We start from the raw sequence: 22,994 nt of genomic DNA on the forward strand, positions 1-22,994 counted from the left end.
GGCAGGGAAGGAGGCGGGGTCCGCCGTCCGTTACCCCACGCTTCCTTCCAGCGAGATCCCCAGCAGCTTCTGCGCCTCGACCGCGAACTCCATCGGGAGCTGCTGCAGCACCTCTCGCGCGAAGCCGTTGACGATCAGCGCCACCGCGGCTTCCTGGTCGAGCCCGCGGCTCATCGCGTAGAAGAGCTGGTCGTCGCTGATCTTGCTGGTCGTCGCCTCATGCTCGATCTGCGCGCTGGGATTGCGCACCTCGATATAGGGCACGGTATGCGCGCCGCACTGGTCGCCCAGCAGCAGGCTGTCGCACTGGGTGAAGTTGCGCACGCCCTCGGCGGTGGGGCCGACGCGGACGAGGCCGCGATAGGTGTTGTTGCTCTTCCCCGCCGAAATGCCCTTCGACACGATCGTCGAGCGCGATCCCTTGCCGAGATGGATCATCTTGGTGCCGGTATCGGCCTGCTGGAAATTGTTGGTGACCGCGACCGAATAGAACTCGCCCACGCTGTTCTCGCCCGCCAGCACGCAGCTCGGATATTTCCAGGTGATCGCTGAGCCGGTTTCCACCTGCGTCCAGCTCACCTTGCTGTTCCGGCCCTGGCACAGCGCGCGCTTGGTGACGAAGTTGTAGATGCCACCCTTGCCCTGGGCGTCGCCCGGGTACCAGTTCTGGACGGTCGAGTATTTGATCTCGGCATCGTCGAGCGCGACCAGTTCCACCACCGCGGCGTGAAGCTGGTTCTCGTCGCGCATCGGCGCGGTGCAGCCTTCGAGGTAGGAGACGTAGCTGCCCTCGTCCGCCACGATCAACGTCCGCTCGAACTGGCCGGTATTTTCCGCATTAATGCGGAAATAGGTGCTCAGCTCCATCGGGCAGCGCACGCCCTTGGGCACATAGACGAAGGTGCCGTCAGAGAAGACCGCGCAGTTCAAGGTGGCGAAATAATTGTCGTGCATCGGCACGACCTTGCCGAGCCACTTCTTCACCAGATCCGGATATTCGCGGATCGCCTCGCTGATCGAGCGGAAGATGACGCCCGCCTGCTCAAGCTCCTTGCGGAAGGTGGTGGCGACGGAGACGCTGTCGAACACCGCGTCGACCGCAACCTTGCGGCTGCCCTCGACGCCGGCGAGCACCTTCTGCTCCTCGATCGGGATGCCGAGCTTTTCGTAGACGCGCAGGATCTCGGGATCGACCTCATCGAGGCTGCCGAGCTTTTCCTTCGCCTTGGGGGCGGCGTAATAATAGGCGTCCTGATAGTCGATCGGCGGCACGTTGAGCTTCGCCCAGTCCGGCGGCGTCATCGTGAGCCAGTGGCGATACGCCTTCAGGCGCCATTCGAGCATCCATTCCGGCTCGTTCTTCTTGGCCGATATGAAGCGAACCGTGTCTTCGCTCAGCCCCTTGGGCGCGAAATCCTGTTCGATGTCGGAGGTGAAGCCCCACTCATAGGTGGCGAGCTTCTCGGCGGCGGCAAGCGCCTCGGCGTTCTTGGTGGCCATATCAGTTCGTCTCCGCCGCGAGCGCGGCCAAGCTCACGCCCGACAGCGAGGCGCGGATCGCGCCGTTCACGGCATTCCAGTGGGGCCGCACCTTGCAGGCCGTTTCCAAACCGCAATCGTGGCGGGCTTCGTCCACACAGCTAGTCAATGCGATCGGCCCTTCCACGGCTTCGATGATGTCGGCGAGCGTGATCTCGTCGGGGTTGCGCGCCAATGAGAAGCCGCCGCCGGTGCCGCGCGCCGAACGCAGCAGGCCCGAGGCGGCGAGCCGCCCCATCAGCTTCTGCGCCGTGGGCAACGGCACGCCGGTTTCGTCGGCCAGCAGTGTCGCGCTCAGCCGAGCCTCGCCGGGGTGGCGGGCCGCGGCGGAGAGCATGACGACCGCATAGTCGGCGAGGCTCGAAAGGCGCATCAGGTTCCCAAATCGGAGTGAATCGTTCCGATTGGCCATGTGGGCGTGAAGGGGCCTTGGGTCAAGGCTTGATTGCAGGGGTGTGGCTGGGGGACGGTTAACCCTCTCTCCCAAGGGGAGCGGGCTAAATGCATCACGTCTCGTAGATGATCGGCGCCACCTCGCCAGCCAGTTCGCTCCGCTTCAAGGTCAGCTTCGCAAGGGTCGGCAGGTCATCGCGGATGCGCTTGGGGGTCACGCCGGTGAAATGCTTGATCTCGCGGATGAAGTGCGACTGATCGTAAAAGCCTTCGACGACAAGGTCGTGCAGGTCCGCCTCGCCCTTGGCGAGGTGGATCGCGGCCTTCAACGCGCGATATTTGCGCGCCAGCACTTTGGGCGGCGCGCCGTACAGGCGCTTGCAGTTGCGTTCCACCTGCCGGCGCGAAAGGCCGGTCGCGATCACCAGATCCTCCACATCGGGGGAGAAGTCGCTCGCCAGCCAATTGTCGACGATGCGGGTAAACTGGAACGGCTTGTCCTTCGCGTGGCACGCGAGTTCGCGGATCAGCGCGTTGCCGATCTCCACGAGCGAATCGAGGGAATTGGCGCCGCGCATCCGATCGGCAACGTCGAGCAGCCCCTTGCCGAAGATCTCGGTGGCGTCCACCAGCCGGTTGACCATCGAGGATGCCTCGATCCCCATCAGCACGCCCCAGCCCGCGGGCAACAGCCCGACGCCGAAGATGCGCACCGGCCCCTGCGCGGTGACCTTGGTCATGCCTGTGGTGGGGCCGACTATGGTGACGGCATAGGGCTGCTGCACATTGCCGTCGGCGAAGGTCATCTCGCCGTCGCCGGACAGCATGAAGCGGATTTGCGCCAAATCGGCGCGTTCGAGATCCTCGAACTCGGGCACATCCGCACGAAATTCGTAGAAGACGGACAGATAGTCCCGCAACTCCTCGGCGGGAGCCGCATAGTCCAGCGAAATGTTTCCCACCGTTGCGCCCGTATGTGGTTCTGTGGCGCGTTTTACTCCGCAGGCCAGCAAAAGAAAAGCGGCCCAGCCGGCTAAGCCGGCCGGGCCGAGTAAAAGAACCCCTCGAAACCAAGGAGCCCTTCGGGTCGCAGGGCGGCTGTAATGCAAATCGAGTGATTCCGTATTGTATAAATTCGACATCGGGCACTCTCGAAAGGATAAAAATGAAGGCAGGCAAAAGGTTGCAAGAGTAGACTGATTCTGGTGCGGCACGGCCTCGACGCCGCATCATTGGCGGCATAGGAGGGCCCATGTCCGCCTACTCGCTGCTCCGTCCGCTGATCTTCCGCCTCGATGCCGAACGCGCGCATCGCCTGACCGTGCGCGCGCTCGCGTTGCGCAACGGCAAGCCCGCACCGCAGCAGGATCCGATCCTCGCCAGCCGCGTCGCCGGGCTCGATTTTCCCAGCCCGGTCGGCCTCGCGGCCGGGTTCGATAAGGATGCGGCCTGCCCGGACGGCATTCTCGGGCTCGGTTTCGGCTTTGCCGAGGTCGGCACGCTGACGCCACGGCCGCAGGCGGGCAATCCGCAGCCGCGGCTGTTCCGGCTGGTCGAGGATCGCGCGGTGATCAACCGCATGGGCTTCAACAATGGCGGGCAAGTCGCGGCGCTCGAACGACTGTCGGCACGGCGGGGGCGCGGCGGGATCGTCGGCGTCAATATCGGCGCCAACAAGGACAGCGAGGATCGCATCGCCGACTATGTCGCCGGCGTTCGCGCGATGGAGCCCGTGGCGGATTATCTGACTGTCAACATCTCCTCCCCCAACACTCCGGGGCTGCGCGCGCTGCAATCGCGTGAATCGCTCGACGACCTGCTCGCACGGGTGATCGAGGCGCGGACCGGGACGACCCCGATCTTCCTCAAGGTGGCGCCGGATCTGGAGCCCGCCGACATCGAGGATATCGCCGCGGTGGTGGTGGAACGCGGCATCGACGCGATCATCGTCGCCAATACAACGATCGGCCGCCCGGCACTCAAATCGCGCCACGCCGGCGAGACCGGCGGCCTCTCGGGCGCGCCGCTGCGCGACCTCGCGCTCCAGCGCCTGCGCGATTTTCGTACGGCGACGAACGGCGCGGTGCCGCTGATCGCGGCCGGCGGCATCGATTCCGCGGACGCCGCCTGGGCCCGCATTCGTGCCGGCGCGAGCCTAGTCCAGGTGTATAGCGCGCTGGTCTACGACGGCCCCGGGCTGGCGCAACGGATCGCGACGGGGCTGGCGGAACGGCTGCGCGCGGCGGGCTATGCAACGCTGGCCGCTGCGGTGGGGACCGACGCCTAGGCCCTACCCTTCAGAGGGAGAGGCGGCACCGACAAAATCCCGGTTCCGGTTTCCCACCATGCCGCCTACTGTCTCCGCATGATCCGTCGTGCCCTGATCCTTCTCGCCCTTCTCCTCCTTCCGCAATCCGCCTTCGCCGAGGGTGGCGTGGCGTCCGCCGCCGATCCGCGGGCCGCGGCGGCGGGGCAGGAAATCCTGCGCAAGGGGGGCAGCGCCGCCGATGCCGCGATGGCGATGATGCTCGCGCTGACCGTGGTCGAGCCGCAATCCTCGGGCATTGGTGGCGGCGGTTTCCTCGTCCATCATGACGGCAAGTCGGGGATGATCGAGACGATCGATGGGCGCGAGACGGCGCCCGCCTCCGCCTCGCCGGCGCTGTTTCTCGGCGCGGACGGCAAGCCGATGCCTTACGGTCAGGCCTTCCCCGGCGGCAAGTCGGTCGGCGTGCCAGGCAATATCCGGCTGATGGCGCTGACCCATCAGAAATGGGGCAAGCTGCCCTGGGCGGACCTTTTCCAGCCGGCAATCCGGCTGGCGGAGGAGGGCGCGCCGGTCAGCCGCACGCTCGCCGCGACGCTCGTTCGCCTCGCGCCGCTGTGGAACGACTTTCCCGAGGCGCGGGCGATCTATCAGGCGGATGGCAAGCCGCTGCCGCAGGGCGCGATGCTCAAAAATCCGGCGCTTGCCGCCTTGCTCAAGCGCATCGCCGCCGAGGGCCCCGACGCATTCTACAAGGGGGAGGCAGCGCAGGCGATCGTCGATGCCGTCGCGGGCGCCTCGCGCAACCCCACCCAGCTCACCGCAGCGGACCTCGCCGCCTATCGCGCCAAGGAACGCCCGCCGGTGTGTGGACGTTATCGCCGCTACAAAATTTGCGGCATGGGGCCGCCTTCGTCGGGGGCGACGACGGTGATCCAGATATTGGGACAGCTCGAACGGTTCGACATGGCGAAGCTCGGCAAGGATTCGCCCGTCGCCTGGCACCTGATCGCCGAATCGATGCAGCTCGCCTATGCCGATCGCGATACCTATCTCGGCGATACCGACTTCGTGGCGGTGCCGATCGCCGGGCTGATCGACCCGGCCTATGTTGCGCGGCGGTCGAAGCTGATCTCCACCACGCGCTCGCTCGCCAGCTATGAGCCAGGCACGCCGCCGGGTTCGGCACCGCGCACCGCGGCGGTTTCCAGCGAGGTGCCGTCGACGACCAATTTCGTCGCGGTCGATGGCGACGGCGACGTCGTCACCATGACCTCGACGGTGGAGGGGCCGTTCGGCAGCCAGCTCATCGCCAATGGCATGGTGCTCAACAACGAGCTGACCGATTTCACCTTTGCACCCGAGAAGAATGGTGCCCCCGTCGCCAACCGGGTGGAGGCGGGCAAGCGGCCGCTCTCCTCGATGTCGCCGACGATCGTCTATGATGAAAAGGATCGTCCGATCCTCGCGCTGGGTTCGGCGGGCGGGCGGCGGATTATCATGCATGTCGCCAAGACCTTGGTCGGCGTGCTCGATTTCGGGCTGAGCGCCGAGGACGCGATCGCGCTGCCCAACATCTATTTCAGCCGCGATGCGGTGCTGGTGGAAGAAGGCACGCCGCTCGCCGCGATGGCGCCGGCGATGGCGAAGCTTGGTGGAAAGGTGGAGCCGGTCGATCTCGGCTCGAAGGTCAATGCCGTGCAGTGGACCGGCAGCGGCTGGACCGGCGCGGCGGATCCGCGCAGCGAGGGCGTTGCCCTCAAAGAATAGAAAAGGGCGGTCGGACCCGCCGGCAGGAGAGATGATGCGCACGCTGGAGCATTTCCCGAATCTGGTGACGATGTTCTTCACCCGCGCGCGGGAAAAGGGCGATGCACCCTTCCTGTGGGCGAAGCGCGACGGCGCATGGACGTCGATCAGCTGGGCCGAGGCGGCGCAGAAGGTCGCGTCGCTGGCCACTGCGCTTAAAGCGATGGGACTGAATCCGGGCGACCGCGTGGTGCTCGTCTCCGAGAACAGGCCCGAATGGTGCATCGCCGATCTGGCGATCATGGCCGCGGGCTGCGTGACGGTGCCAACCTACACCACCAACACCGCGCGCGATCACCAGCACATCCTCGACAACAGCGAGGCGCGCGCGGTGATCGTTTCCACCGACAAGCTCGCGCGCACCTTGATGCCAGCGGTGCTGCGCTCGCAGGCGTCGATCGTGATCGGCTTCGAGGATCTGCGCGTCGGCCAGTCGAGTTCGGTCGCCTTCCATCGGTTCGACCGGCTGGTATCCGGCGAGGGCGATGTCGACGCAGTGGCGGCGGCGGCGAATTTCCAGCGCGAGGATCTCGCCTGCATCATCTACACCAGCGGCACCGGCGGCGCGCCGCGCGGCGTGCGCCAGCATCATGGCGCGATCCTCCACAATGTCGCCGGCTGCGTCGTCATCATCGAGGAGGATTTCGGCTGGGATGACGAGGTGTTCCTCTCCTTCCTGCCACTCAGCCACGCTTATGAGCATAGCGGCGGCCAGCACCTGCCGATCGGCCTGGGCGCCCAGATCTATTATTCCGAAGGGCTGGAAAAGCTCGCGGCCAATATCGAGGAGGTCGGCCCGACGATCATGGTGGTGGTGCCGCGGCTGTTCGAGGTGCTCCGCCAGCGCGTGGTCAAGGCGATCGAGAAGCAGGGCGGGCTCGCTCCGCGCCTGCTCAAGCGCGCACTCAGCCTCGGCGCCAAGGAACTGGCCACGGGCAAGATCCCCTTTTGGGACAAGCCGATGGACCTGCTGATCGAGCGCACCTTGCGCCCCAAGATCCGCGCGCGGTTCGGCGGGCGGATGAAGGCGCTGGTCGCCGGTGGCGCGCCGCTCAACCCCGATATCGGCACCTTCTTCCACAGCCTGGGGCTCACCTTGCTGCAAGGCTATGGCCAGACCGAGGCGGCGCCGGTGATCTCGTGCAACCGCCCCAAGGCGGGCATCAAGATGGACACGGTGGGCCCGCCGCTCGACAAGGTCGAAGTGAAGATCGCCGACGATGGCGAGATCATGGTGCGCGGCGAACTGGTGATGCACGGCTATTGGCGCAACGAGGCGGAAACGCAGCGCGTGCTGCAGAATGGCTGGCTGCTGACCGGCGACATCGGCCATCTCGACGCGAAGGGCCGTATCGTCATCACCGATCGCAAGAAGGATCTGATCGTCAACGACAAGGGCGACAACGTCGCCCCGCAGAAGGTGGAGGGCATGTTGACCCTCCAGCCCGAAATCTTCCAGGCGATGATCTATGGCGATCGCAAGCCCTATGTCGTGGCGCTGCTGGTGCCCGATCCCGAATGGTCGAAGGAATTCGCACAGGCCAACGGCCTGCCCGCGGACCCGGCGCTGCTGCGCGAACACCCCCCGTTCCGCGCCGCGCTGATGGCGGCGGTGGACCGGGTGAACCAGGATCTGTCGGTGATCGAGAAGGTGCGGAGGATTGCGATCGCCGATGCCGCGTTCGCGATCGAGAATGAGCAGCTCACCCCGTCGCTCAAGATCCGGCGGCATATCGTGAAGCAGGTCTATGGCGCGCGGCTGGACGCGCTGTATCGGGGGTAGTGGGCTGGCCGCTCACGCGAGCGGCCGCAGTCGACCTCCCCCTCCGTTCACCCCGAGTGAAGTCGAGGGATGGGTGGCCCCGAAAATCGCGTCCGATCCCAGCCCTATTTCTTCACCTTCTCATAAGGAACGAACGAGCCCAGCCGGCAGAACGGCCCTGGAATGCTCATCCCGGGATCGATCGCCCGCACCCGATCGCCGTCGCAGATCTGCCCGCCATAGACCTCGCTCACCAGGGTGCTGCTCCAGCGCAGCGAGGGGCAGGCCTCGGGCAGTTCGTTGCGCCACACGCGGTTGGGGCCCTCATAATAGATGAGCGTGCGGCCATCGATGATCGTCGCGCGGGTCTGCAGCGTCTGTATGCAGCGCTGTGGCTTGCCGGGCACGCGATCCTTGAGCGCACTGGCCAGTTCCTTCGCAGCGCGCTCGGTGCGCGGCGGTTCCGCGGGGGCGGCGGCGATGACGGCCAAGGCCGGCAACAGGATCAGGAACGGGCGGCGCATAGGATTCTCCTTCTACCCCCGCCGCGCAAGATAGCGGATCGGCAGGCAATGGTCAGCCGCGGAAATTGTCCTTCGCGGCGCGGCGCTCGGCGAGTTCGGCGGCATCACGCGCGCGCATGAACGGGTTGGTCGCGCGTTCGAGCGCGATCGTTGTCGGCACGGTGGCCTCGCCCGCGGCGCGCGCCGCATCCACGGCACGCATCCGGCTGGCGATGTCGGCATTGTCGGGCTCGGCGACCAGCGCATAGCGGCCGTTGGACTGGGTATATTCGTGCGCGCAATAGACGTTGGTGTCGCCGGGCAGCGCGCCCAGCTTGCGCATATTGGCGAACATCTGCTCGGGCGTGCCCTCGAACAGCCGGCCGCAGCCCATCGCGAACAAGGTGTCGCCGACGAACACCGCGCCTTCGCTGGGCAGGTAATAGGCGATGTGGCCGGCGGTGTGCGCGGGCACGTCGATCACCTGCGCCTCGATCGCGCCCAGCAGCGCGCGATCGCCCTCGGCAACAGTGACGTCGAGCGTCGGGATCTTGGCGGTTTCACCCGCGGGGCCGGTGATCGTGCAACCGGTCGCGGCCTTGATCTCGGCATTGCCGCCGGTGTGATCGGGGTGCCAGTGCGTGTTCCAGATCTGGCTGATCCGCCAGCCGCGCCGCGCCGCTTCGGCCAGCACCGGTTCGGCCACCGACGGATCGATCACGGTCGTTTCGCCGCTTTCGGGCTCATGCACCAGCCACACATAGTTGTCGGAGAGCACTGGGATGCGGGCGATCTCGATCATGGCGGGTCAATCCTTCAGGCGCGCGAGAACGGCAAGCGTTTCGGCGACGAGCCGGCGCGTCAGCGCTTCGGCGGGTTCGGGGGTGCCGAGGCGGGCGGCCTGGCCGCTCCACATCGTCGAGAAATCGGTGCGGCCCTGCGCCTCCGCCGCCTTCTTCAGTTCGGCGAGCGCGGTCGAGGCATGGGGGAAGGGCGGTGCGTCGGCACTGACCGGACCGACCTCCTCGATCAGCCGGTTGGGCAAGCCACGCGCGAGGCGACCGGTGATCAGGTTGGTGAAGCGCGTGACCGCCGCCGCCTCGCCCTGCAGCAGCGCGCGATGCGCCGCGCCGATCGTCGCTTCGGGGGTATGGAGATAGGCGGTGCCCATCTGCACGGCGCTCGCGCCCAGCGCGAAGGCGGCGGCGATGCCGCGCGCATCGGCGATGCCACCCGCGGCGATCACCGGCACGTCCACCGCGTCGACGATCTGCGGCAGCAGCGCGAACAGGCCGACCTCGGTGCCCGGCGGCGCGGGCAGGAAGCGCGCGCTGTGCCCGCCCGCCTCGAAGCCTTGCGCGATCACCATGTCGACGCCGCGCGCCGCCAGCCAGCGCGCCTCGGCCACGCTCGTCGCCGAGGAAAGGACCAGCGCGCCGCTCGCCTTCACCCGATCGAGCAGCGCCGGCTCGGGCAGCCCGAAATGGAAGCTGACGATCTCGGGCCGGACGGTCTCGACGACCTCGGCCATCGCCGCATCGAACGGCCGGCGCAGCGCCGGTGCCGTCTCAGGCGGGCCGACGCCATATTCGGCATAATAGGGCGCCAGCCGCTGCCGCCACGCGCTGTCGTCCACGGTTTCGACAAGCGTGTGGCAGAAGAAGTTGAGGTTGATCGGCCCCGCCGCCGCCGCCCGCACCGCGGCGACCTGCTCGATCACCGCCTCCGCGCCGAGCAGCGCGCAGGGCAATGACCCCACCGCGCCGCCCCGGATCGCGGCGACCGCCAGTTCGACGCCGCCGGCCCCCGCCATCGGTGCCTGGATGACGGGCGCTTCGGCGCCGACCGCCGCGAAGGCGTGGCCGGCGGCCATGCTTACCAGACGCCCGTGTTCGGCATCGACGACCACGGTTCGGCGGGTTCCAGATGCCCGTCCTGCAGCAATTCGATCGAGATATTGTCGGGAGTGCGCACGAACGCCATGTGGCCGTCGCGCGGCGGGCGGTTGATCGTCACGCCAGCATCCATCAGCCGCTGGCAGGTCTCGTAGATATTGTCGACCTGATAGGCGAGGTGGCCGAAATTGCGGCCGCCACCATAGGCTTCCGGATCCCAATTGTGGGTCAGTTCCACCTGCGCATCCTCATTGCCCGGCGCGGCGAGGAAGATCAGCGTGAATCGGCCCTTCTCATTGTCGAAGCGGCGCACCTCCTTGAGGCCCAGCAGCTCGAAGAAGCGAACGGTGGCGTCGGGATCGGTGACGCGGATCATCGTGTGGAGATATTTCATGGCCGCAATGTAGCTGGCGGCCATGACGTTTTCGAGGGGGCGCGTGGCCACAATGCCGCCTTCATCGGTAACGATGGTGCCCCTGCCCGATCACGGGGAGTCGCCGATGCCGTTGCTTGCCGCCTTCCTGCTTCAGGCCACCGAAGTGCCGCCTCCGCCACCACCCGAACCGATCGATTTCGACCTTCGCGACATGGCCGAGGCGGAGGAGCCGGTCAGCACGCGCGTCACGGTGCAGTGCGATCGGGGGGAGGGGGACGAGATCGTCGTGTGCGGCGCGCGCGACCGGCAGGCGCGCCACCGCTACCGGCCGCTGCGGGCGCTGCCCGAACCGCAACTTCCCCGCGCCACCTTCGGGTTCGACGAGAACACCACCCTCGGCGCGGAGCTGCAGGGGCATGTGATCGCGCCGGGCATCGTCAGCAACCGCGTGCTGATCACGCTGCGACGCGCGTTCTGAAGGATCAGAGTCCCGTCAGCGTCACAATCATCCGGAAGCTGCGCGCGCCGCCCGGTTCGATCGCAATAATACCGGGCTTCTCCCAGATCTCGCCCTCGAAGCCTTCCGGGTCGGCCATGCCCGCCCAAGGCTCGATGCAGACATAGCCCGCGCCCGGCTTGGTCCAGATCCCCAGCCAGGGCGTGTCGGGAAAGCGGATGTCGAGCTGCGGACCATCCTCGGCGCCGTACAGAAGCTGGCGGCTCTCCAGCCGGTCCCAGATCATTGCGTCGCGCGCGAACAGCGCGTCGTTCAGCTTCAGGCTGCGGCCCTCGACCGGGGTCGGCACCAGCTCGGGCGATACGAGGCCGCCGGCAAGCACGCGCAACGGCGCCGGCTCGTCCTTCTCGAACAGGATGCGATGATGGTCGCGCGCGGCGCCATAGGGCAGCGGCCAGCGGAACGCCGGATGAAAGCCGAAGCTCGCGGGCAGCGGCCGGTCACCGGTGTTGCGCGCGGTGATCGTCATCGTCAGCGTCGCGCCGTCGATGCGGTAATCGGCGTCGAGTTCGAACGCGAACGGATAGAGGAGGCGGGTTTCCTCGTCGTCGGTCAGCCGGAACAGCGCACGCGCCGGCGCCTGTTCGACCAGCGCGAAATTGCGCCGCCGCGCGAAGCCGTGCTGGCCGAGCGGGTGGCTCTCCCCGTCCAGCCGATAGGCGTCGCCGTTCAGCCGTCCGATGAACGGGAAGAGCAAGGGCGCCCTTCCCGTCCAATAGGCGGGATCACCGTTCCACAGCAGGTCACGCCCGTCGGCGTCCCCCAGGGTCTGCAATTCCGCTCCCAGCGGCGCGATCGTCGCCGATAGCGCCGCGGAGGCGATGCGGACCTCGTCGCCGATCATGCCCGCAGCTTCGCGCCCGCCTTGGTCGCCGCTGCGACGATCTTGTCGGACACCGCCTTCAACTGCTCGTCGGTGAAGCTCTTCTCACCGGGTTGCAGCACGACCTCGACCGCGATCGACTTATCGCCTTCCGGCACGCCCTGCCCTTCGAACAGGTCGAACAGTCGGGCGGAGACGATCACCGCCTTGTCCGCACCACGCACCGCGCGGACCAGCGTTTCCGCGGGCGTCTCGCGCGGCAGCAGGAAAGCGAAATCGCGCGTCACCGGCTGCAGTGCCGGCGGCGCATAGGCCGGGCGCATCCTTGCCGAGCCGCCGCGCTTGGCGGGAATAGCGTCGAGATAGATCTCCGCTGCCGCGACCGGCCCATCGAGGTCGAATGCCTTCAAGGTCTTCGGATGCAGGGTGCCGAACGCGGCGAGCACCGTCTTCGGCCCGAGCCGCAAGGTGCCCGACTGGCCGGGATGATAGACCCCGCCGGCCTCGCCCATCACCTGCAGGTTCTCGACCGGCGCGCCGGCGGCCGCGAGCAAGGCCAGCGCCTCCGCCTTGGCATCGAATGCATCGAAGCGCTGCGCCTTGCCGGCCTGCCAGCCACGCGGGCTTCGTTCGCCGGCGAGCAGCAGTGCCACCGTCGGCCGCTCAGCATCCGCCAGATAGCGGCGGCCGACCTCGAACAGGCGGATGCCGGTCTGGCCGCGATTGGCGTTGCGCGCGGCTGCGGCGAGCAGCCCCGGCAGCAGCGACGGCCGCATCACCTTCAGATCCTCGCTGATCGGGTTGGCGAGCGTCCATGCGCCGCCACCGAAAGCGGCAGCCTCGGTTTCCGACAGGAAGCTCCACGTCACGGCCTCGTTCAGCCCGCGCGCCGCCGCCGAGCGACGCACGCGGCGCTCGATGAGTTGGTCGGGGGTCGCGGTCGGCCGCGCGACGCCGGGCGTGCGCGGCAGCGGCGTCGAGGGCACGGCGTCGAGCCCGGTGATGCGGACGACTTCCTCGACGATGTCGGCGGCGCCATCGACGTCGCGGCGCCAGCTCGGAACGCTGATCTGCCACGGCGAACCCTCGACCACGCCGAAGCCCAGCCGCTCGAGGATCGCCTTCTGCTCGGACGGATCGACATCGACGCCGCCGAGCCGCGCGGCATGGCCCGGATCATAGGCAACAGTCTTCGTCTCGACCGGCGGGGTGCCGGCGCGGGTGACGGTGCTCGCTTTGCCGCCGCAAATGTCGAGCACGAGCTGCGCCGCGATCGCGATGCCATCCTCCAGGAAGGCGGGGTCGACGCCGCGCTCGAAGCGGGTGCGCGCATCGCTGGTCAGCGCCAGCTTCTGGCCGGCGCGGGCGATCCGCTCGGGATCGAAGAAGGCGCATTCGATCACCACGTCGGTGGTGGTTTCGGAAACGCCTGAATCCTCGCCGCCCATGATGCCGCCAATGTCGTGGACATGCGCGTCGTCGGCGATGACCACGATCGACGGATCGAGCGCATAGGTCTTGCCATTGAGCGCCAGCGCGCTCTCGCCGTCGACCGCGCGGCGGGCGACGAGCGCGCCCGTCAGCTTGGCACGGTCGTAGACGTGCAGCGGCCGGCCGAGATCGAACATCACATAATTGGTGATGTCCACGAGCGCGCTGATCGGCCGCTGGCCGATCGCCTTCAGCCGCTTCGCCATCCAGTCCGGCGCGGCACCGTTGGTGACGCCGGAGACGGTCTGGCCGAAATAAGTGGGCACGCCCTCCGCATCCTCGATGCGGATCTCGGGCCCGGGGCCTTCGCCCGCGACCGTCGGCACGGTCAGCGGCTTCAGCGTGCCGAAGCCCGCCGCCGCCAGATCGCGGGCGATGCCGCGCACGCCCATGCAATCCTGCCGGTTGGGGGTGATCGCCACGTCGAACACGGGATCGTCGAGCCCGGCCCATTCGGCATAGGCGGTGCCCACCGGCGCATCCGCCGGCAGTTCGATGATCCCGTCATGCTCGTCACCGAGTTCCAGTTCGCGCACCGAACACATCATGCCGTTCGATTCGACGCCGCGGATCGCCGCCACTTTCAATGTGATGCCGCTGCCCGGGACATAGGCGCCCGGCGCGCCGAACACGCCGACCAGGCCGGCGCGTGCGTTGGGCGCGCCGCAGACGACCTGCAACGGGCCGTCACCGGCGTCGACCGAGAGCACCTGCAGCTTGTCCGCCTGCGGATGGCGCTCGGCGGTAAGCACGCGGGCGATGCGGAAGGGGGCGAGCACCTTCGCCGGGTTCTCGACGCTTTCGACCTCGAGGCCGACGCGGGTCAGCGCCTCGGCGACGGCTTCGGCGCCGGCGTCCGTATCCAGATGGTCCTTCAACCAGCTCAGCGTGAACTTCATGCGCCGACTCCTCCGGACAGCGTGGGCACGTCGAGCGCGGCGAAGCCATAATGCTTCAGCCAGCGCAGGTCGCCGTCGAAGAAGGCGCGCAGATCGTCCATGCCATATTTGAGCATCGCCAGCCGGTCGATGCCGCAGCCGAAGGCAAAACCCTGCCATTCGTCGGGATCGAGGCCGCAGGCGGCGATTACCTTGGGGTGGACCATGCCGGATCCCAGGATCTCCATCCAGCCATCGGGCTTGGCGCCGCCGATCACGCGGCGGCCTTTCTCCAGCGTGTAGCCGACATCGACTTCCGCCGAAGGCTCGGTGAAGGGAAAATAGCTCGGCCGCATCCGCAACACGATATCGTCACGCTCGAAATAGGCGCGGACGAAGGTTTCCAATGTCCATTTCAAATGGCCCATATGGATGCCGCGATCGATCACCAGCCCTTCGACCTGGTGGAACATCGGCGTGTGCGTCGCATCCGAATCCGAACGATAGGTGCGCCCCGGCGCGATGATCCGGATCGGCGGCGGCGTCTTCGTCATCGTGCGGATCTGCACCGGCGAGGTGTGGGTGCGCAGCAGCATCTTGCGCGCGCCTTCCTCGGTCTCCGGGAAATAGAAGGTGTCGTGCATCGCGCGCGCCGGATGGCTTTCCGGAATGTTGAGCGCGGTGAAATTGTGCCAGTCATCCTCGATCTCGGGGCCGGTGGCGACAGCGAAGCCTAGATCGGCGAAGATCTCCGCCAGTTCGTCCATCACCTGGCTGACCGGGTGAACCGAGCCCTGCGCCGCCTCGGGCGCCGGCAAGGTCAGGTCGATCTTCTCGGCGGCAAGGCGCGCATCGAGCGCGGCGCTCTCCAGCGCGTCCTTGCGGGCGGCGATCGCGTCGCTCACCGCGGCGCGCACGCCCTGGATGCGCGGCGCCTGCTGCTGGCGTTCCTCGGGGGACATGCCGCCCAGCGTCTTCATCAGCGCGGCGATCGGGCTGGCCTTGCCCAGCGCCTTCACGCGGATCGCTTCGATTGCGTCGGGCGTGGCCGCGGCGTCGATCTCGGCGAGCAGATCGGATTTCAAAGTGTCGAGGTCGCTCATGCTACCGCTTCTTTTGAGGTGTAGGCCCCTCCTGAAGGGGAGGGGGAGGGTCATCGTCTCAGGCGTAGAAATCCTGCACGATCGCCCAGGCTTCTTCTGCCGTCTCGACGAAGCGGAACAGGTGGAGGTCGCGCGCGGAGATCACGCCTTCCTCGGCCAGCGCCTCGAAATTGACGACGCGATCCCAGAATTCCTTGCCGAACAGCAGGATCGGGATCGGGCGGACCTTGCCGGTCTGTACCAGCGTCAGCGCCTCGAACAGTTCGTCGAACGTGCCGAAGCCGCCCGGGAACACCGCCAGCGCGCGGGCGCGCAGCAGGAAGTGCATCTTGCGCAGCGCGAAATAGTGGAACTGCACGGACAGCGACGGCGTCACGTAGGGGTTCGGCGCCTGCTCATGCTCGAGCGTGATGTTGAGGCCGACGGTCTCCTGCCCCATGTCGACCGCACCGCGATTGGCGGCTTCCATGATCGAGGGGCCGCCGCCGGAGCAGACGACGAAGTGGCGCTTGCCGCTCTCGTCGGGCGGCGTCTGGCTTGCCAGCTGCGCCAGTTCGCGCGCGACGTCATAATATTTGGACTTCTCGATCAGCCGTTCGGCCACCTTGCGGCCGGCCTCGTCGGTGGCGAGATCGAGCAGCGCCTGCGCCTTCGCCGGTTCGGGGATGCGCGCCGAACCGTAGAACACGAACATCGAGGCGATGTTCGCCTCGTCGAGCATCAGTTCGGGCTTCAGCAGCTCAAGCTGGAAGCGCACCGGCCGCAGATCCTCGCGCAGCAGGAAATCCATGTCCTGGAAGGCGAGGCGATAGGCGGGATGCTCCGTCTGCGGCGTGCTGACGACATGCTTCGCCGCCTCCGCGTCCTGCGCGGCGCGGGGAAAGGTGCGGTTCGGAATCTTTCTCTCGGTCATGCCCGTCCCGTTAGTTGAAAGCGGCTCGCCCCGAAAGCCTTCGTCACTTGCAGAACGGCCCGCGCCCCATGTCGAAGTGGAAGTGATTGGCGTGGAGGGCATTATATTCGGGGCCCAACGTCGTCTTGAAGCGCTTGCAGCCCGATTCATGGATGCGGCGCAGGAAGCGGCGGACCGATTCGTCCCTGCCGTTCCACCCTTCAAGCACGGTGATCCGCCGGCCATCGGCGAGCACGAAGCCGGATACATCGACGGCATTGGCATAGGCGTGCTGCGACAGCCGCCCGCTCGACGCGCCGTTGACGTTGCGGCAGCTATAGGTGCCGAAGCTCTCGATCTTGACCACCTCGGTGCCGAGATAGGCACGCGCCGCCGGCAGCACCGCGAAGCGGGACCAGGCGGCGAAGGTTTCCGCCAACGGACAGCGCATCGCGCCCAGATTGCTGATCGGTACGCCGACGTTCTGGAGCTGGATCGATCCGCGGGCTTCGCAGGCGCCACCAAACTGCCTGTCCGGCAACGGCGTGAACTGGAAACCGGCCGCGCTCATCCGCGCCATGCACTGCCTGATCTCGGAAGATTCGATGCCGGGCAGCGCAGATTGCGCGGCGCGCGCCGGAGCACTCTGGCGGCTGGGCTCACGGCGATCGCGCCCGCCGCCACCGCCACAGCCGGCAAGCAACAGCGCCGACACCACGGCGGCAAGGATCGGCAGTCGTTTGGGGATCATGCGGTTCCGAAGGCAGGCAGGTGGCGTCAAATCTCCGTCAGAAGCCCCTGTTCGGTAAGGTAGCCCGTGACGAGCCGTGCCGGCGTCACGTCGAACGCAGGGTTATAGGCGGGGGAAGCGGTAACACGCACCGTGCCGATCGCGCCATCGCCCGCCGGGCCGGCGAGCAGCGCCAGTTCATCGCCATCGCGATCCTCGATCGGCACGACATCGCCGCTCGGCGTCGCGCGGTCGATCGTGGTGTAGGACATCGCGACATAGAAGGGCACGCCGCAATCCTGCGCCGCCAGCGCCTTCAGATAAGTGCCGATCTTGTTGCAGACATCGCCATTGGCGGTGACGCGATCGGTGCCGACGATCACCGCATCCACCTGGCCCCGTGCCATCAGCAGCCCGCCGGTATTGTCGGCGATCACCGTGTGCGGCACGCCATGATTGGCAAGCTCGAACGCGGTGAGCAGCGCGCCCTGGTTGCGCGGCCGGGTCTCATCCACCCACACATGCAGGTCGATTCCCTCGTCATGCGCGAGGTAGATCGGCGCGGTGGCGGTGCCATAGGCGACCGTCGCGAGCCAGCCGGGGTTGCAGTGGGTGAGGATGTTGAGCGGCCGGCCGGGATTGGAGGCGCTGAGCTTGCGCAGCAGATCGAGGCCATGCAGGCCGATCGCATGGTTGAGCGCGACATCTTCGTCTGCGATCGCCTCGGCGCGCGCGAAGGCGGCCCCGGCACGCGCCGCCGGCGCCAGCGGCTGGACCGCGGCCAGCACCTCGTCGAGCGCCCAACGCAGGTTGACCGCGGTGGGCCGCGTCTCGACGAGCATCGCATGCGCCGCCGCCAGCCCGTCGTCTGACGGATCCTGGTTTAGCGCCATTGCCAGCCCATAGGCGCCGGTGACGCCGATCAGCGGCGCGCCGCGCGTCCACATCTCGCGGATCGCGCGGGCGGCGTCGCCTGCGCTGCGCAGTTCGACCCACAACACTTCCCAGGGCAGTTTGCGCTGGTCGAGAATGCGGACGCCGCACCCATCGGCGGTGCGGACGATCGAGCGGATCTCGGCGCCATCGAGCTTCATGGTTCGATCTCCGCGAAGGATGAAACGCCGTTGCCGCCACCCGCGCGATCGACCTGGATCGCGGCCATGCCAGCGGCGCGCGCCGCGTCGATCTCGGCGGGCATGTCGGACAGGAACAGGATGTCGGCTGTGGGCAGCCCGATCGCTTCGGCGATCAGCGCATAGGATTTCGCCTCCCGCTTGGGCCCCGTGGTCGTGTCGAAATAGCCTGAGAACAGGGGCCTAAGGTCACCCTCGACGCTGTGGCCGAAGATCAGCTTTTGCGCCGTGATCGAGCCGGAGCTGTAGACATAGAGGTCGATCCCCGCCGCCTTCCAGCGCCGCAGCCCTTCCGCCGCATCGGCATAGACATGGCCCTTGAGCGCGCCATCGGCATAGCCATCCGCCCAGATCATGCCCTGCAGCGCCTTCAGCGGCGTCTCCTTGGCGTCGATATCCATCCAGGCGGCGAGCGTCGCCAGCTTGGCGGGGATGTTCTCGCCCGGCACCTCGACGAGGATCGGCGCCACCGCCGCTTCGTTCGCCGCGACATAGCCAGCCATGCGCTCGCGCGCATAAGGGAAGAGGGTCTCGGTGACGAAGGCGATGCTGCTCGTCGTCCCCTCGATATCGGTCAGTACGGCACGCGCAGGCGTCGTCATTCAGGCGGCCACCGGTTCGTGGCGGGGGAAGCGGTCGGCGATGTCGTCCCCGGTGAAGCTCGCCACCCAGCCTTCGGGGTTGGTGAACAGCCGGATCGCGGTGAAGCGCGGCGCCGGGCCCATGTCGAACCAGTGGCGGGTGCCGGCAGGCACCGAGATCAGGTCGTCGCGCACGCACAGCATGTTGAACACGTGGCCGTCGGCGCGCAGCGTGAACAGCCCCTCGCCCTCGACGAAGAAGCGCACCTCATCCTCGCCATGAACATGTTCGGACAGGAACTTGCGGCGCAGCATCGCGCGATCAGGATGGTCTGGCTTCATCCGGACGACGTCGACCGCCTGATAGCCGCCCTCCGCCTTCAGCCGCTCGATTGCGCCGGCATAGGCGGCCATCACCGCCGCATCGTCGGCATCCTCGGCCAGCGCCGCATTGGCGCGCCAGCGCTCGAAATGCACGCCGATCCCGGCCAGCGCCGCGGCGATCGCAGCGCCGTCCTCATGCACCGCGATCGGCGTGTTCGGATTGCCCTCGGCAAAGATTTCCAGACGGCTCATGCCATGCTCCTGAAAGCGCGCTCGGCGCGCTCCGCCTCGATCAGCCATTCGGTCGCCTCGACGACGCGCTCGGCCTCGGCGATGTCACGCCCCCAGCCATAAAGGCCGTGGCCGCGGATGAAATAGGCAGGCGGATCACCCGCGGCAACCAGCAGCGGGTCGATCGCCGCCTCGATCACCGCCATGTCCTGGCTGTTGTCGACGATCGGCAGCGTCACCTGGTGCTCGTGCGTGGCGACGCCCGGCCAGGCCTTCATCAGTTCGTGCCCGGCAACCGTCCAGCCGGTCGCGCCGGCCAGCGCACGCGTCATCCCCACGCTTGCCGGGCTGTGGCTGTGCAGCACCGCGCCGACGTCGGGAAAGCGGCGGTAGAGCATGGTGTGGAGCGCGGTTTCGGCGGATGGCTTCCTACCGTCGAGCGAGCGGCCGTCGAGGTCGACGGTCATCACGTCGTCGGTGGTCAGCCGACCCTTGTGGCGGCCGGATACGGTGATCGCGACGCGGCCGTTACCCAGCCGGATCGAATAATTGCCGCTGGTCGCGGGCGCCCAGTTGCGCGCGTCGAACGCGCGGCCGACGGCGACGATCGCCGCGCTCGCCTGCTCAAGGTCGGGAAAAGCCATGTCGCCCCCTGCATAGCGGCGATGACATGACGATGACAGTGGACGCCGGCCGGTCAGCTTCTGCTAAGAGTTCGCGGGGCAAGAGGCGGCCGCGGTGCCGGAAAAAGGACAGTGATGAAACGGACTCGGCTCATCCTCATCGGCGTTGCCGCGTTGCTGCTGCTTGGCGCCGTCGGCTGGTATTATGGCTCACCGATCTGGACGCTCCGCCAGATGCAGCGCGCCGCCGATGATCGCAACGCCGCCGCGCTTTCCGCCTATGTCGATTTCCCCGCCTTCCGTTCGGCAATCGCTGCCGAGTTGACCGACGACCTGGCCGACCGTGCCGGCGGCCGCGACAGCGGGCTGGGCGCGCTGGCGGCTGCCTTTGGCGGCCCGCTGGTCGATCGCGCCGTCGATGCGCTGATCACGCCCGACGCGCTGCGCCGCGTGTTCGCCAGCGAGATGATCGTCGACGATGGCTCCGAACCGGAACCGCTGCGGATGAAGCTGGGGAAAAGCCCGCTGATCGACCGCCGCTCCCTCTCCGAATTCCGCGTCTCCCCGCGCAACCGCAAGGGCGAACTGATCTTCCGCCGCGACGGGCTCGGCTGGAAACTTGTCGGCATCGACATGCCGCGCGAAGGCGGCGCGGCGGCGGAACCGGACGCGGCGACGATCTGAGGGGAGGCTCCGTTCCACCGATCATCAGACCAAACACCGCAACCTCCGTCATCCCGACCTTAAGCCGGGATCCCGCTTCTTCTTTCTTTCCAATGGAGTAGGCGAAAGAGGAAGAAGGCAGCGGGACCCCGGCTCAAGGCCGGGGCCACAGGGCGGGGTGAAACGCGGCGCGACCTACGACACGGCAATCACGCCGAGGTCACCCATCAGAAAATCCCCAGAAACTTCTTTTCCTGCGACTTGCGCTCGCCGCCCTTGTGCTTGCCGTCCTCGCTCTTCGCCGTCGTGCCGCGGCCGACATCGTCGCGCTTCTCGCCCTTGGTCGTGCGTTGCGCGGCGGCGGTCGCGCCCGCCAGCACCGGGCCACACGCCGCGGACTTGGCATCGCCGACATCGATGAAGGCGAGCACCGCCGCCGGCGGCGTCACCACTGCGGCTAGGCCAAGACCGGCGCCCGCGCGGCCCATCAGTTCGGGGCTGAGGGGGCTGAACCCGGGTCGTGCGAAATAACCGTTGATGCCCACCGGCGATTGGCCGGCAAACAGGCTGAACTTCTTCGAATCGGCGCGGAAGGCGAGGTCCAGCGACTCGTTCTTGAAGCTGAAGCCGCCGCGGCCGAGCATCACATTCTTGTCGGTGTCGATCAGGATCGGATCGGCCGCCGCAATGCCGTCGCGCACGGTGAAGGCGACCAGACCACAATTGATCTGCACCGGCTTCTTCAGCTTGTCCTGGAACATCTTCCACACGAAGGTGCCGATATCGAGCTCGCTGAGCTGGATGTTGCGCGTCCAGAAGGTGCCGCGCGGGAGGATCACCGCGATACGGCCGTTCGAGCTGGCCAGCGAATCGCGCACGCTGTTTCCGGTGCCGGACATCTTCACCCGCGCGCTGAGCGTGCCCGTCGTGCCCGATTGCTCGACCCCGAAGCCCGCCAGCAGCACGCCCATCGGGGTGGGGGAGAGGCGGATGTCATAATCGGTGAACACCGGATTGCGCCGGGCATTGATCACGATGTCCGACGCAACCCGACCGCGCGCCATCGTGAAGGTCAGCGGTGACAGGGTAAGCAGGCTGCGATCGAGGTCGAGCGTCAGCGCGATGTCGGAGACCGGGAAGCTTGGGGCGCGGACCCGGCGCACCTTGTACACCACGTGCGCGTCGAAGCCGCGGATCGCCTCGATGCGCAAGGGGGCGTCGGGCAGCAGCCGCGGCGTGCCGCCCACCGTCTCGACGATGCCGGCCTCTCCCTTCGCCGCGGCGCTGGGCTCGTAGCCGATGAACGGGCCGATATCGACGATGTCGATCGTCCGCGTCGACAAGTCGGCGTCCAGGTTCAGCCGGTCGTTGGGCATGGTGATCGTCATGCGGCCCGCCAGGTCGCTCGCACCGAACAGGCCGTTGATGCGCGTGAACTTCCACGCGCCGCCATCCTTGGTCAGGTGCGAACCGAAGCGATAGGCGCGCGTATCGGGCACGGCGATGCCGATCAGGTCGAACAGCAGGCTGAGGTTGGGGCCGCGTACGCCGACCTTGAGGTCCGCCCCCTGGATCTCGGTCGCGCCGGGCAAGGTGCCCGAAACGGTCATCCGCGTCGGGCCGGTATTCGCCGCCAGCGCGAACTGGTTGCGGCCGCCCGCCAGCGTTTCGTTGGGGGACATCAGGCTGCCAGAAAGGTTGAAGGACTTGCCGCGCGCCACGCCGCCGCCGGTGAAGCGGATATCATTGTCGAAGCGGGTGTTGGTCGCCTTGACGGTGTCGACCTTGATGTCGGCCTGCACCTGCATCTTCGGGTCGCGATAATGGATCTGCGTGCCCGCGATCGTAGCACGTCGGATCAGCGGAATCTCCAGCGGCGCGCCCTTTGCGTTGGGATCACCGAACGTCCAGCTGTTGCGGCGGCCGGCGGCATCCCATTCGAGCGCGACGTCACCATTGGTCAGGTCCAGCCAGTTCACCCGCTTGGTGCCGAAGATCAATGTGAAGGTGGAGATGTTGGTGTCGATCCGGTCGGCGGCGAAGAAGTTGCGCCGTCTCGCCCATTGCGGGTTGGATACGGTCAGTCCCTCGGCATAGAATTTGATGTTGATCGGGTTGAAATAGAGCTGGAAATCGCCGGCGACGCGCACCTGCCGCTCGGAAAGGCTGGTCGCCACCCGTTCGAAGGGATGCTTCAGGAAGCGGCCCTTGGTGATGTAGAGGATCGCCCAGGCCAGCACGATCAGCCCAATGATCGTGGCCAAGATCGAGAGGATGGCGGCCACGGGCGCCGGCGGCATGCGTCGAATGGCGGCCGGCATACGGTGGCCCTTCGCGCCCGCTTTTCTTGCGGCAGCGTCCAGAGCGTCGTCGGAAACGCGCAACTGGGGATCGGCCTCGGCCATCCGCCTGAAACCAATGGGGAGGCGCCCAGGTTCCGCGGCCCGGATTCTCTGGCCGGC

General features: G+C 67.2%; 22 protein-coding genes. 5 read left to right on the top strand and 17 right to left on the bottom strand.

The genetic code is table 11. The features are described from left to right. Window positions 1-30: 30 nt before the first annotated feature. The 3 genes from sufB to FHS96_RS10370 all read right to left on the bottom strand — a co-directional run bounded on the left by sufB (window position 31) and on the right by FHS96_RS10370 (window position 2,894). Window positions 31-1,500, bottom strand: coding sequence for a Fe-S cluster assembly protein SufB (sufB, locus tag FHS96_RS10360; protein ID WP_429590434.1), 1,470 nt, complete (start codon window positions 1,498-1,500; stop codon window positions 31-33). Window position 1,501: 1 nt separating this feature from the next. Further along, window positions 1,502-1,912: an SUF system Fe-S cluster assembly regulator gene (locus tag FHS96_RS10365; RefSeq protein WP_429590437.1), complete on the bottom strand. Its 411-nt coding sequence runs from the start codon at window positions 1,910-1,912 to the stop codon at window positions 1,502-1,504. 133 nt (window positions 1,913-2,045) lie between these two features. Then, a complete protein-coding gene (locus tag FHS96_RS10370) occupies window positions 2,046-2,894 on the bottom strand; it encodes a helix-turn-helix domain-containing protein (RefSeq protein ID WP_429590440.1) in 849 nt (282 codons plus the stop codon). Window positions 2,895-3,184: 290 nt separating this feature from the next. Here FHS96_RS10370 and FHS96_RS10375 point away from each other — a divergent pair, with 290 nt between their 5' ends. The 3 genes from FHS96_RS10375 (at window position 3,185) to FHS96_RS10385 (ending at window position 7,790) form a co-directional block, all read left to right on the top strand. Then, a complete protein-coding gene (locus FHS96_RS10375; RefSeq protein WP_429590443.1) occupies window positions 3,185-4,219 on the top strand; it encodes a quinone-dependent dihydroorotate dehydrogenase in 1,035 nt (344 codons plus the stop codon). Window positions 4,220-4,297: 78 nt separating this feature from the next. After that, on the top strand, window positions 4,298-5,968 hold the full coding sequence (gene ggt / locus FHS96_RS10380) for a gamma-glutamyltransferase (protein ID WP_429590445.1): 1,671 nt from the start codon (window positions 4,298-4,300) through the stop codon (window positions 5,966-5,968). A gap of 34 nt (window positions 5,969-6,002) precedes the next feature. Then, a complete protein-coding gene (locus FHS96_RS10385) occupies window positions 6,003-7,790 on the top strand; it encodes an AMP-dependent synthetase/ligase (protein ID WP_429590448.1) in 1,788 nt (595 codons plus the stop codon). Between the two features lie 104 nt (window positions 7,791-7,894). Here FHS96_RS10385 and FHS96_RS10390 read toward each other — a convergent pair whose 3' ends face one another. From FHS96_RS10390 to FHS96_RS10405, 4 genes are read right to left on the bottom strand one after another with little or no spacing between them, the layout of a single operon-like run. Further along, a complete protein-coding gene (locus FHS96_RS10390; RefSeq protein ID WP_429590451.1) occupies window positions 7,895-8,293 on the bottom strand; it encodes a DUF6491 family protein in 399 nt (132 codons plus the stop codon). A 52-nt stretch (window positions 8,294-8,345) separates the two neighbouring features. Continuing rightward, on the bottom strand, window positions 8,346-9,074 hold the full coding sequence (gene gloB / locus FHS96_RS10395) for a hydroxyacylglutathione hydrolase (protein WP_429590454.1): 729 nt from the start codon (window positions 9,072-9,074) through the stop codon (window positions 8,346-8,348). Window positions 9,075-9,080: 6 nt separating this feature from the next. Further along, window positions 9,081-10,145: an NAD(P)H-dependent flavin oxidoreductase gene (locus FHS96_RS10400; RefSeq protein ID WP_429590457.1), complete on the bottom strand. Its 1,065-nt coding sequence runs from the start codon at window positions 10,143-10,145 to the stop codon at window positions 9,081-9,083. A 2-nt stretch (window positions 10,146-10,147) separates the two neighbouring features. Beyond that, entirely contained in the window at window positions 10,148-10,561 is a 414-nt protein-coding gene (locus tag FHS96_RS10405) for a VOC family protein (RefSeq protein ID WP_429591752.1), read from the bottom strand. Between the two features lie 106 nt (window positions 10,562-10,667). Here FHS96_RS10405 and FHS96_RS10410 point away from each other — a divergent pair, with 106 nt between their 5' ends. Next, window positions 10,668-11,021: a hypothetical protein gene (locus FHS96_RS10410; protein WP_429590459.1), complete on the top strand. Its 354-nt coding sequence runs from the start codon at window positions 10,668-10,670 to the stop codon at window positions 11,019-11,021. A 4-nt stretch (window positions 11,022-11,025) separates the two neighbouring features. On the opposite strand, the gene FHS96_RS10415 is transcribed toward FHS96_RS10410, so the two are convergent. The 9 genes from FHS96_RS10415 to FHS96_RS10455 are packed head-to-tail and all read right to left on the bottom strand — an operon-like array spanning window position 11,026 to window position 19,890. After that, window positions 11,026-11,904, bottom strand: coding sequence for an aldose 1-epimerase family protein (locus FHS96_RS10415; protein ID WP_429590462.1), 879 nt, complete (start codon window positions 11,902-11,904; stop codon window positions 11,026-11,028). Further along, entirely contained in the window at window positions 11,901-14,273 is a 2,373-nt protein-coding gene (gene pheT / locus FHS96_RS10420; RefSeq protein ID WP_429590465.1) for a phenylalanine--tRNA ligase subunit beta, read from the bottom strand. The genes FHS96_RS10415 and pheT overlap by 4 nt, the downstream gene beginning before the upstream one ends. Beyond that, complete coding sequence (gene pheS / locus FHS96_RS10425) at window positions 14,270-15,355, bottom strand: phenylalanine--tRNA ligase subunit alpha (RefSeq protein WP_429590468.1); 1,086 nt, start codon at window positions 15,353-15,355, stop codon at window positions 14,270-14,272. Before pheS ends, pheT begins: the two co-directional genes overlap by 4 nt. Before the next feature lie 58 nt (window positions 15,356-15,413). After that, on the bottom strand, window positions 15,414-16,268 hold the full coding sequence (locus FHS96_RS10430; protein WP_429590471.1) for an LOG family protein: 855 nt from the start codon (window positions 16,266-16,268) through the stop codon (window positions 15,414-15,416). A 43-nt stretch (window positions 16,269-16,311) separates the two neighbouring features. Then, a complete protein-coding gene (locus FHS96_RS10435) occupies window positions 16,312-16,998 on the bottom strand; it encodes an extensin family protein (RefSeq protein WP_429590474.1) in 687 nt (228 codons plus the stop codon). Between the two features lie 26 nt (window positions 16,999-17,024). Continuing rightward, window positions 17,025-18,071: an S-methyl-5-thioribose-1-phosphate isomerase gene (gene mtnA, locus FHS96_RS10440; protein WP_429590477.1), complete on the bottom strand. Its 1,047-nt coding sequence runs from the start codon at window positions 18,069-18,071 to the stop codon at window positions 17,025-17,027. Then, a complete protein-coding gene (mtnC, locus tag FHS96_RS10445; protein WP_429590480.1) occupies window positions 18,068-18,712 on the bottom strand; it encodes an acireductone synthase in 645 nt (214 codons plus the stop codon). Before mtnC ends, mtnA begins: the two co-directional genes overlap by 4 nt. Next, on the bottom strand, window positions 18,713-19,267 hold the full coding sequence (locus tag FHS96_RS10450) for a 1,2-dihydroxy-3-keto-5-methylthiopentene dioxygenase (protein WP_429590483.1): 555 nt from the start codon (window positions 19,265-19,267) through the stop codon (window positions 18,713-18,715). Continuing rightward, window positions 19,264-19,890 carry a methylthioribulose 1-phosphate dehydratase gene (locus FHS96_RS10455; RefSeq protein ID WP_429590486.1) on the bottom strand — a complete coding sequence of 209 codons (627 nt, stop codon included), beginning with the start codon at window positions 19,888-19,890 and terminating at the stop codon, window positions 19,264-19,266. The genes FHS96_RS10450 and FHS96_RS10455 overlap by 4 nt, the downstream gene beginning before the upstream one ends. Before the next feature lie 114 nt (window positions 19,891-20,004). Here FHS96_RS10455 and FHS96_RS10460 point away from each other — a divergent pair, with 114 nt between their 5' ends. After that, window positions 20,005-20,553, top strand: a complete 549-nt coding sequence (locus tag FHS96_RS10460) for a DUF2939 domain-containing protein (protein WP_429590489.1) — start codon at window positions 20,005-20,007, stop codon at window positions 20,551-20,553. Between the two features lie 206 nt (window positions 20,554-20,759). Here FHS96_RS10460 and FHS96_RS10465 read toward each other — a convergent pair whose 3' ends face one another. After that, window positions 20,760-22,937 (bottom strand): AsmA family protein, encoded by a 2,178-nt coding sequence (locus FHS96_RS10465; protein WP_429590492.1) that lies wholly within the window; start codon window positions 22,935-22,937, stop codon window positions 20,760-20,762. Window positions 22,938-22,994 lie beyond the last annotated feature (57 nt).

Origin of the sequence: Sphingomonas zeicaulis, from assembly GCF_050433225.1 — a bacterium.
Lineage (GTDB): Bacteria > Pseudomonadota > Alphaproteobacteria > Sphingomonadales > Sphingomonadaceae > Sphingomonas_D > Sphingomonas_D zeicaulis.